Consider the following 10,457-nt stretch of genomic DNA (forward strand, 5'->3'; position numbering starts at 1 on the left):
CGGGAGACCCCCCGGCCCCTGGGTGATCCTGCCGAACAGCAACCCGTTTTGGAGGCTTCACCATGAAGCGCAATGTCGTCATCGCCACCGTCGCCGCGGCCGCCCTGATTGCCGGCGGCACCGCGACCGCTGTCGCGATCGGTAACGAGGACGGGACGGCATCGGCGTCGAGCTCGTCACCGGCGCAGGGTCAGCAGGCCGGCGGTGCGGCGTCGGACGCGAACGCACAGGGTCAGGACGTACAGGGTCAGGACGACGACCGCGACGGCGACGACGCCCGGGAGGCGAAGGCCGCCTCGGTCACCGCGCAGCAGGCGGCGGCCGCCGCGCTGAAGGCCGTGCCGGGCACGGTCACCGAGATCGACCTGGACGACGACGAGTCCGGTGTCGCCTGGGACGTGAACGTGCTGGGCAAGGACGGCAAGTGGCACGACATCACCGTGGGCGCCGACAAGGCCGAGGTGCGCGGCCAGCACGTCGACCAGGACGACGACGGCGACGAGGGCAAGGACCGGGTCCGCTCCGTGCTGAACGACGCCTCCGTGGACATCGCCGGGGCAGCCGAGAAGGCCGCCGCGCACGGCACGGTCGTCTCGGTCGAGCTGGACGGCCCGGACCACGGCAAGAAGCTCGCCTGGGAGGCCGAGACGGTCACCAAGGACGGTGCCGAGCACCACGTGACCGTCGACCCGGGCAGCGGTGCGGTCAGCAAGGCCGCGTCGGACGACGACCACGACCACGACGACCACGACGGCCACGACGACGACAGCCACGACGGCGACGACGACTGATCTTCCAGGACGACCGACCCCCGAGACCGGCGGCGCCCCCCGCCGCCTGCCAGGCCGACCGGCTCCCCGCCCCCCGGGGAGCCGGTCGGCTCCTTTTCACGTCGGTTCCGTCAGCCCTGTTCCGTCAGGCCCGCCACCAGTTCGTCGGCGGCGGTGTACGGGTCGAGCGTGCCGGCCGTGATCCGCTCGGCCAGGGCGCCCAGCCGGCGGTCGCCGTGCAGGTCGCCGATGCGCTCGCGGAGGGTCGTGACGGCGATCGACTCGACCTCGCGGGCCGCCCGGGTCGCACGCCGCTCGGCGAGCACTCCGTGCTCGGCCATCCAGGCGTGGTGCTTCTCCAGCGCCTCGACGACCTCGTCGATGCCCTCGCCGCGGGCGGCGACGGTCTTGACGATGGGCGGCCGCCAGTCGCCGGGGGCGCGGGACTCCCCCAGGCCGAGCATGTGGTTCAGCTCGCGCGCCGTGGCGTCCGCGCCGTCCCGGTCGGCCTTGTTGACGACGTAGACGTCGCCGATCTCCAGGATGCCCGCCTTGGCGGCCTGGATGCCGTCGCCCATGCCGGGGGCCAGCAGCACCATGCTGGTGTCGGCCTGGGAGGCGATCTCCACCTCGGACTGGCCCACGCCGACGGTCTCGACCAGGATCACGTCGCAGCCCGCCGCGTCCAGTACGCGGATGGCCTGCGGCGCCGCCCAGGCGAGGCCGCCGAGGTGGCCGCGGGTGGCCATGGAGCGGATGTAGACGCCGGGGTCGGAGGCGTGCTCGCTCATCCGGACCCGGTCGCCGAGCAGGGCACCGCCGGAGAACGGGGAGGACGGGTCGACGGCCAGGACGCCGACCCGCTTCCCGATCTTCCGGTACGCGGTGACCAGCGCGGAGGTGGACGTCGACTTGCCCACGCCCGGCGAGCCGGTGAGACCCACGACGTACGCCTGACCCGTCAGCGGCGCCAGTGCGGCCATCACCTCGCGCAGCTGTGGCGAGGCCCCCTCCACCAGCGAGATCAGCCGGGCCACCGCCCGCGGCCGGCCCTCACGGGCCTGCTCGACCAGCATGGGGACGTCTGCCATTGCTCAGCGCTCCGTTCTCGATCTTCCGGTACGGGTACCCGTCACTTACCCGGCACGCGCACGATGAGCGCGTCGCCCTGGCCGCCACCGCCGCACAGGGCGGCCGCGCCCACGCCGCCGCCGCGCCGCTTCAGCTCCAGCGCGAGGTGCAGGACGATACGGGCGCCGGACATGCCGATCGGGTGGCCGAGCGCGATGGCGCCGCCGTTGACGTTCACCTTTTCCGGCGAAACCCCGAGGTCCTTCATGGACTGCACGGCGACCGCGGCGAACGCCTCGTTGATCTCGATGAGATCGAGGTCGGCGACCTTCAGGCCCTCCTTGCCGAGGGCGTGGTTGATCGCGTTGCTGGGCTGGGACTGCAGGGAGTTGTCCGGGCCCGCGACATTGCCGTGCGCGCCGATCTCCGCGATCCACTCCAGGCCCAGCTCCTCGGCCTTGGCCTTGCTCATCACGACCACGGCGGCGGCGCCGTCGGAGATCTGCGAGGAGGTACCGGCGGTGATCGTGCCGTCCTTGGCGAACGCGGGGCGCAGCTTGCCCAGCGACTCGGCGGTGGTCTCGCCGCGGATGCCCTCGTCCTGGCTGAAAACGACCGCCTCGCCCTTGCGCTGCGGGATCTCGATGGGGGTGATCTCCGCCTCGAAGAGGCCGTTCTTCTGGGCGGCGGCGGCGCGCTGGTGGGAGCGGGCCGCGATCTCGTCCTGCTCGGGGCGCTGGATGCCGAGGCGGGTGTTGTGCTTCTCGGTGGACTCACCCATGGCGACGTTCTCGAAGGCGTCGGTGAGCCCGTCGTGCGCCATGGCGTCGAGCATCTCGACGGCGCCGTACTTGTAGCCGCCGCGGGACTTCGGGAGGAGGTGCGGGGCGTTGGTCATGGACTCCTGGCCGCCGGCCACGATCACGTCGAACTCGCCCGCGCGGATGAGCTGGTCGGCCAGCGCGATGGCGTCCAGGCCGGAGAGACAGACCTTGTTGACGGTCAGGGCCGGGACGTTCATGGGAATGCCGGCCTTCACGGCCGCCTGACGGGCGGGGATCTGGCCCGCGCCGGCCTGCAGGACCTGGCCCATGATCACGTACTGCACCTGGTCGCCGCCGATGCCGGCCCGGTCCAGTGCCGCCTTGATGGCGAAGCCTCCCAGGTCGGCGCCGGAGAAGGACTTCAGGGACCCCAGGAGGCGTCCCATGGGGGTGCGGGCCCCCGCGACGATCACGGAGGTGGTGCTGCCGTTCGATGAGGACATCAGCGCGGCCTTCCTGTGCAGGGAAGTTAACGAGGGTTTTCCTCAATGTACTGAGCGGTACCGGCCGGGTCACCGGGCTGTCGGTGTGATCGCGCGCACGTTGCGTAATCATGCGTGCGAGCGGTGCACTGGAAGCATGCTGACGCGAATCGACCACATCGGGATCGCCTGCTTCGACCTCGACAAGACCGTCGAGTTCTACCGGGCGACATACGGCTTCGAGGTGTTCCACTCCGAGGTCAACGAAGAGCAGGGCGTGCGGGAGGCCATGCTGAAGATCAACGATACGTCGGACGGCGGCGCTTCGTACCTTCAGCTGCTGGAACCGACCCGAAAGGATTCGGCCGTGGGCAAGTGGCTGGAGAAGAACGGTGAGGGGGTGCACCACATCGCCTTCGGCACGGCCGATGTGGACGGTGATGCCGCTGACATCCGCGGGAAGGGTGTGCGAGTGCTGTACGACGAGCCGCGTACCGGTTCGATGGGCTCCCGGATCACCTTCCTGCACCCCAAGGACTGCCACGGTGTGCTGACCGAACTGGTCACGGCCTCCCAGGAGCACTGACCTTCACGTTCCCCGGCCGGTAGAGTGCTGCTTCGGCCGGGGTCCGGATCGGGGCTCGGTCCAATCTCCGCCGATGATCTGACACCATTTCTTCGGAAGGGTCAGCTCCACGCACGACGGAGCCGGCCGCCACCATGACCAGGGGACGGATGGGACCGCGCAGTGCGGGGCAACGACCGCTACGAGGCTGACGATCACCTCTCGCAGTTCGAAGCCGAGATGGAGCGGCTGAAGACGGAGCGGGACAAGGCCGTCCAGCATGCCGACGACCTCGGCTATCAGGTCGAAGTTCTGCGTGCCAAGCTCCACGAGGCACGCCGTACCCTCATGACGCGCCCGGCGTACGACAACGTCAGCGCCCAGGCCGAGCAACTGCTGCGCAACGCCCAGGTGCAGGCCGACCAGCTGCGCGCGGACGCCGAGCGCGAGCTGCGCGAGGCCCGGGCCCAGACCCAGCGGCTGCTCCAGGAGCAGGCCGAGCGCCAGTCCCGGCTCGAAGCCGAGCTGCACACCGAGGCGGTGGAGCGCCGCCGGCGGCTGGACGAGGAGCTCAACGAGCGCCGGGCGACCGTCGAGAGCCACGTCAACGAGAACGTCGCCTGGGCCGAGCAACTGCGGTCCCGTACCGAGGCCCAGGCCCGCCGGCTCATGGACGAGTCCAGAGCCGAGGCCGAGCAGACGCTGTCGCAGGCACGCGCCGAGGCACAGCGGCTGGCCGAGCAGGCCCGCGAGCGGCTGGGCGCCGAGGCCGAGCAGGCCCGCGCGGAGGCCGACGCGATCCTGCGCCGCGCCCGTACGGACGCCGAGCGGCTGCTGAACGCCGCGTCCACGCAGGCCCAGGAGGCCACCGACCAGGCCGAGCAGCTCCGTACGTCGACGGCCGGGGAGTCCGAGGAGGCCCGCCGGCGCAACGCCGAGCTGACCCGCACCGCCGAGGAGCGGCTGCAGGAGGCCGACACGGCGCTGCGCGAGGCGCGCGCCCGGGCCGAGAAGCTCGTCGAGGAGGCCGAGGCGGATGCCGCCAAGCGGCTGACCGCGTCCGAGTCGGCGAACGAGCAGCGCACCCGTACGGCCAAGCAGGAGATCGCCCGGCTGGTCGGCGAGGCCACCAAGGAGGCCGAGGCGCTCAAGGCCGAGGCCGAGCAGCTGCGCGCCGACGCCAAGGCCGAGGCCGAGCGGCTGGTCGCGGAGGCCCAGGAGGCGGCCCGCGCGAAGGCCGCCGAGGACTCCGCCGCGCAGCTGGCGAAGGCCGCGCGGTCCGCCGAGGAGATGGTGAGCAAGGCGGCGGAGGACGCCAAGGCCACCACCCGGGCCGCCGCCGAGGAGGCCGAGCGGATCCGCAAGGAGGCCGAGGCCGAGGCGGACCGGCTGCGCGAGGAGGCGCACGAGACCGCCCAGCAGCTCAAGGGCGCCGCCAAGGACGACACCAAGGAGTACCGCGCCAAGACCGTCGAGCTGCAGGAGGAGGCGCGCCGGCTGCGCGGCGAGGCCGAGCAGCTGCGGACCGAGGCCGTCGACGAGGGCGAGCGGATCCGCGGCGAGGCCCGCCGCGAGGCCGTGCAGCAGATCGAGGAGGCCGCGGCCACCGCCGAGGAGCTGCTGGCCAAGGCCAAGTCCGACGCGGAGGAGACCCGTTCGGGCGCGACGGCGGACAGCGAGCGGCTGCGCGCCGAGGCCGCCGAGCGCGCCGCGCAGCTGCGCACGCAGGCCGAGGAGGCGCTGGAGCAGGCGCGCAGCGAGGCCGAGGACCTGCACGCGGCGGCCGAGGAGGCCGCGGCGGCCACCCGTACCGAGGCCGAGGAGGCCGCCGCCGAGCTGCGGGCCGAGGCCGAGCGCAGCGCGGACGAGCGGCGCGAGCTGGCCCAGGCGGAGCTGGACCGGCTGCACAGCGATGCGGAGGAGCGGGTCGCCGCGGCCGAGACGGCACTGCGCGAGGCCCGCGAGGAGGCCGAGCGGCTGCGCAAGGAGGCCCAGGAGGAGACCGCCAGGCTCAAGGCGGAGTCCGCCGAGCGGCGCCGCGAGAAGGAGCAGCAGGCCGAGGAGGAGGCCGAGCGGCTGCGTGCCGAGGCCGCCTCGGACGCCGCCGAGGCGCGTGCCGAGGCCGAGGCCTCCGCCACGCGGCTGACCACGGAGGCGGCCGCCGAGGCCGAGCGGCTGAAGTCGGAGGCGCAGGAGGCCGCCGACCGGGTGCGCGCGGAGGCCGCCGCGGCGGCGGAGCGTACGGGCGCGGAGGCCGCCGAGGCGCTGGCCGCGGCGCAGGAGGAGGCCGCGCGCCGCCGCCGGGAGGCCGACCAGGAGCTGGGTGAGGCCCGCGAGGAGGCCCACCAGGAGCGCACGGCGGCCCGCGAGCAGAGCGAGGAGCTGCTGGCCGCGGCCCGCAACCGGGTGGCGGAGGCGCAGACCGAGGCCGAGCGGCTGGTCGAGGAGGCGGACCGGCGCGCCGAGGAGCTGGTCGCCACCGCCGAGCAGACCGCGCAGCAGGTACGCGACGCGGTCGCCGGGCTGCACGAGCAGGCCGAGGAGGAGATCGCCGGGCTGCGGTCCGCGGCCGAGCACGCGGCGGCGCGTACGAAGGAGGACGCGCAGCAGGAGGCGGACCGGCTCCGCTCCGACGCGTACGACGAGCGCGAGCGCGCTTCGCAGGACGCCGGCCGCATCCGGCAGGACGCGCAGACCGAGGCCGAGGCCGCCAAGTCGCTGGCCGAGCGCACGGTTTCGGAGGCGATCGCCGAGGCGGAGCGGCTGCGCACGGAGGCGCGGGGCGCGCTGGACGAGGCGCGGCAGGCCGCCGACAAGCGCCGCGCGGACGCCGCCCAGCAGGCCGACGAGCTGCTGGCCGAGGCCACGCAGGAGGCCGACCGCACGGTGGCCGAGGCGGGCGCCGAGGCCGAGCGGCTGCGCACGGAGGCCGATCGCACGCTGGACGAGGCGCGCGAGGCCGCCAACAAGCGCCGCAGCGAGGCCGCCGAGCAGGCGGACGAGCTGCTGACGGAGGCCACCGCGCAGGCCGAGAAGCTGGTCGCGGACGCCACGGAGAAGGCGCAGCAGCTGCGGACCAACGCCTCGGACGCGCTGGCCGCCGCCGAGCAGGACGCCGCCCGGGCCCGCGCCGAGGCGCGCGAGGACGCCAACCGGATGCGGTCCGAGGCCGCGGAGCAGGCGGACCGGCTGATCGCCGAGGCCCGCACGGAGGCCGAACGGATCGTCAACGAGGCCACCGAGCTGACCTCGTCGGCACAGGCGGACGCCGAACGCTCCGTCCGGGAGGGCCAGGAGGCCGCCGACCGGCTGCGGGCCGAGGCCGCCGAGCACGCCGAGCGGCTCGTCGCCGACGCCACGGCGCAGGCCGAGCAGCTCCGCGCCGAGGCCGCCGAGGCGCTGGAGAACGCCCGTGCCGAGGCCGACCGGACCGCGGACGAGGCGCGCAAGGACGCGGCCAAGCGCCGCGCGGACGCCGCCGAGCAGGCCGACAGCCTGATCTCCGAGGCCGGTACGGAGGCCGAACGGCTGCGTACGGAGGCGGCGGAGGCCACCGCGACGGCGGAGCGGGAGGCGGACCGCACCAGGGCCGACGCCCGCGAACAGGCCGACCGGATGCTCGCCGAGGCGAGCGCGGACGCGGACCGGATGCGCAGTGAGGCGGCCGAAACGGTCACCTCCGCGCAGCAGCACGCGCAGCGCACCCGTAACGAGGCCGACCAGGTCAAGGCGGACGCCGAGGCCGAGGCCGAGCGGTTCCGCAACGAGGCGCTGGAGGAGGCCGACCGCACGCTCGACGAGGCGCGCAAGGACGCCGCCAAGCGCCGCGCGGACGCCGCCGAGCAGGCCGACCAGCTGATCGCCAGGGCGCAGGAGGAGGCGCTGAAGGCGGCCACCGCCGCCGAGGAGCAGGCCGACACGATGGTCGGCGCGGCCCGCAAGGAGGCCGAGCGGATCGTCGCGGAGGCCACCGCCGACGGCAACGCGCGGGTGGAGAAGTCCCGTACGGACGCCGACACGCTGCTCAGCGAGGCGCGCGGGGACGCGACCGCCATCCGCGAGCGCGCCGAGGAGCTGCGGGCCCGTATCGAGGCCGAGGTCGAGGAGCTGCACGACCGGGCCCGCCGGGAGTCGGCCGAGGCGATGAAGAACGCCGGCGAGCGGGTGGACAAGCTCATCGCGCAGGCCGAGGCGCAGCGGGTGGAGGCCGAGGAGAAGGCCAAGGAGCTGCTCTCGGACGCGAGCAGCGAGGCCAGCAAGGTCCGTATCGCGGCGGTGAAGAAGGCCGAGGGGCTGATCAAGGAGGCCGAGCAGAAGAAGGCCCAGGCCGTGCGGGAGGCGGAAGCGCTGCGTGCGGAGGCCGAGCAGGAGGCCCAGCGGATCGTGGACGACGGGAAGCGCGAGCTGGAGGTGCTGGTCCGCCGCCGGGAGGACATCAACACCGAGATCTCGCGGGTCCAGGACGTGCTGGAGGCGCTGGAGTCGTTCGAGGGACCGGGGGGCTCGGGCGGCGGTAAGGGCGGCTCGGGACAGGGTTCCGGTTCGGGGGGCGTCAAGGCCGCGGCGGGTGCGGGAGCAACTCGTTCGGGTGGCAAGCAGTCTGATGCTTAGCCACTCAAATGAGGGTTCATTCTCCACTTCAAACGGTCAATGACTCGATGACACGCCGCTCGGGCCCCTAGGATTCCCCTTATCACCTCACCGGTCTCTTTCGACAGGAACCCCATGAGCGACACTTCCTCCCCCTTCGGTTTCGAGCTCGTGCGGCGTGGGTACGACCGCGGTCAGGTCGACGACCGCATTACGAAGCTCGTCGCCGACCGCGACAGCGCGCTGGCGCGTATCACCTCGCTGGAAAAGCGCATCGAGGAGTTGCACCTCGAAACGCAGAATGCCCAGGCCCAGGTCAACGACGCCGAGCCGTCCTACGCGGGCCTCGGTGCCCGGGTCGAGAAGATCCTCCGTCTCGCCGAGGAGGAGGCCAAGGACCTGCGCGAGGAAGCGCGCCGGGCCGCCGAGCAGCACCGCGAGCTGGCCGAGTCGGCCGCCCAGCAGGTCCGTAACGACGCAGAGGCGTTCGCCGCCGACCGCAAGGCCAAGGCGGAGGACGAGGGCGTCCGGATCGTCGAGAAGGCCAAGGGCGAGGCCCAGACGCTGCGCGCCGACGCGCAGAAGGACGCGCAGTCCAAGCGCGAGGAGGCGGACTCCCTCTTCGAGGAGACCCGCGCGAAGGCCGCCCAGGCCGCGGCCGACTTCGAGACCAACCTCGCCAAGCGCCGCGAGCAGTCCGAGCGGGACCTCGCCTCGCGCCAGGCCAAGGCCGAGAAGCGGCTCGCGGAGATCGAGCACCGCGCCGAGCAGCTCCGCCTGGAGGCCGAGAAGCTGCGTACGGACGCTGAGCGCCGGGCCCGCCAGACGGTGGAGACCGCGCAGCGCCAGGCCGAGGACATCGTGGCGGACGCGAACGCCAAGGCGGACCGCATCCGCAGCGAATCCGAGCGCGAGCTGGCGGCGCTGACGAACCGCCGCGACTCCATCAACGCCCAGCTCACCAACGTCCGCGAGATGCTCGCGACGCTGACCGGCGCGGCGGTGGCCGCCGCCGGTACGCCGGGCGAGGAGGACTCTTCGTCCCGCGGTGTGCCGGCGCAGCAGGGTCGCTGACCCTGCCGCTGACGCGGCGCCGAGCCGTTCGTCCGCCCCGCCCCGTGCCGCGTTGTGCGGTGCGGGGCGGTGGTGTGTGCGGCCCCCGTATCGCGGCCTGGCGGCCGCTCGTCCTCAATCGCCGGACGGGCTTGATTGGGTGTATTCAGGCAGCGGAGGAGCGCCGGCGCGCCTAGCGTGGGTGCATGATCGAGATCGAAGGGCTGACGAAGCGGTACGGCGAGAAGCTCGCCGTCGACCGGCTGACCTTCACCGTCCGGCCCGGAATCATCACCGGGTTTCTCGGGCCCAACGGGGCCGGGAAGTCCACCACCATGCGGATGATGCTCGACCTGGACAATCCCACCGCCGGCACGGTCCGGATCGACGGCAGGCACTACCGCCAGCTGCGCGACCCGCTCAAGTACATCGGTGCCCTGCTCGACGCCAAAGCCATGCACGGCGGGCGCAGCGCGTACCACCATCTCCTCTGCCTGGCGCAGAGCAACGGCATTCCGCGTGCCCGCGTGCATCAGGCACTGGACACCGTGGGGCTGACCGCCGTCGCCAAGAAGCGCGCCAAGGGGTTCTCGCTCGGCATGGGCCAGCGGCTCGGCATCGCCGCCGCGCTGCTCGGCGACCCGCGCATCCTGATGTTCGACGAGCCGGTCAACGGTCTCGACCCCGAGGGCATCCACTGGATCCGCAACCTCATGAAGAGCCTGGCCGCCCAGGGCCGTACGGTCTTCGTCTCCTCGCACCTGATGAGCGAAATGGCGCTGACGGCCGACCACCTCGTCGTCATCGGGCAGGGCCGGCTGCTCGCCGACACCTCCATGGCCGAGTTCATCCGGCGCAATTCGCGCAGTTACGTACGGATGCGTTCCCCGGAGCACGAGCGGCTGCGGGACGTGCTCGCGGCGGCCGGGCACACCGCCGTACCGGCCGCGGACGGCGCGCTGGAGATCGACGGGGTGGGCCCCGGGGAACTGGGCGAGCTGGCCGCCGGGCACGGCCTCGTCCTGCACGAACTCAGCCCGCAGCAGGCTTCGTTGGAGGAGGCGTTCATGCAGCTCACGGCCGAGTCGGTGGAGTACCACGCGCACTCGGACACGGCGGGTCCGGCCGTACCGGCGGGCCCCGCTCCCGGTCCGGACGGGGG

At 73.1% G+C, this 10,457-nt stretch carries 7 protein-coding genes; 5 read left to right on the forward strand and 2 right to left on the reverse strand.

The genetic code is table 11. The features are described 5' to 3' along the window. Positions 1 to 62: 62 nt before the first annotated feature. Positions 63 to 791 (forward strand): PepSY domain-containing protein, encoded by a 729-nt coding sequence (locus CCS38_RS00085; protein ID WP_223731104.1) that lies wholly within the window; start codon positions 63 to 65, stop codon positions 789 to 791. A 110-nt stretch (positions 792 to 901) separates the two neighbouring features. On the opposite strand, the gene meaB is transcribed toward CCS38_RS00085, so the two are convergent. Together meaB and CCS38_RS00095 are read right to left on the reverse strand one after the other, a co-directional pair. Next, positions 902 to 1,861 carry a methylmalonyl Co-A mutase-associated GTPase MeaB gene (gene meaB / locus CCS38_RS00090; protein WP_223731105.1) on the reverse strand — a complete coding sequence of 320 codons (960 nt, stop codon included), beginning with the start codon at positions 1,859 to 1,861 and terminating at the stop codon, positions 902 to 904. A 41-nt stretch (positions 1,862 to 1,902) separates the two neighbouring features. After that, positions 1,903 to 3,078: an acetyl-CoA C-acetyltransferase gene (locus CCS38_RS00095; RefSeq protein ID WP_372456944.1), complete on the reverse strand. Its 1,176-nt coding sequence runs from the start codon at positions 3,076 to 3,078 to the stop codon at positions 1,903 to 1,905. Between the two features lie 166 nt (positions 3,079 to 3,244). Between CCS38_RS00095 and mce the strand changes: the two genes are divergently transcribed. From mce to CCS38_RS00115, 4 genes are all read left to right on the forward strand, one after another. After that, entirely contained in the window at positions 3,245 to 3,673 is a 429-nt protein-coding gene (gene mce / locus CCS38_RS00100; RefSeq protein WP_223731107.1) for a methylmalonyl-CoA epimerase, read from the forward strand. 162 nt (positions 3,674 to 3,835) lie between these two features. Beyond that, positions 3,836 to 8,263, forward strand: a complete 4,428-nt coding sequence (gene scy, locus CCS38_RS00105; RefSeq protein WP_223731108.1) for a polarized growth protein Scy — start codon at positions 3,836 to 3,838, stop codon at positions 8,261 to 8,263. A 114-nt stretch (positions 8,264 to 8,377) separates the two neighbouring features. Then, positions 8,378 to 9,316 (forward strand): coiled-coil domain-containing protein, encoded by a 939-nt coding sequence (locus tag CCS38_RS00110; protein ID WP_223731109.1) that lies wholly within the window; start codon positions 8,378 to 8,380, stop codon positions 9,314 to 9,316. A 185-nt stretch (positions 9,317 to 9,501) separates the two neighbouring features. Next, the coding region (locus CCS38_RS00115; protein WP_223731110.1) for an ABC transporter ATP-binding protein at positions 9,502 to 10,457 on the forward strand (956 nt) is incomplete at its 3' end.

The sequence above is a fragment of the Streptomyces purpurogeneiscleroticus genome (assembly GCF_020024005.1).
Lineage (GTDB): Bacteria > Actinomycetota > Actinomycetes > Streptomycetales > Streptomycetaceae > Streptomyces > Streptomyces purpurogeneiscleroticus.

Coding starts and splice junctions, on each gene's coding strand:
- CCS38_RS00110 (WP_223731109.1), top strand. CDS start 8,378: ATGAGCGACACTTCCTCCCCCTTCGGTTTCGAGCTCGTGCGGCGTGGG.
- mce (WP_223731107.1), top strand. CDS start 3,245: ATGCTGACGCGAATCGACCACATCGGGATCGCCTGCTTCGACCTCGAC.
- meaB (WP_223731105.1), bottom strand. CDS start 1,861: ATGGCAGACGTCCCCATGCTGGTCGAGCAGGCCCGTGAGGGCCGGCCG.
- CCS38_RS00085 (WP_223731104.1), top strand. CDS start 63: ATGAAGCGCAATGTCGTCATCGCCACCGTCGCCGCGGCCGCCCTGATT.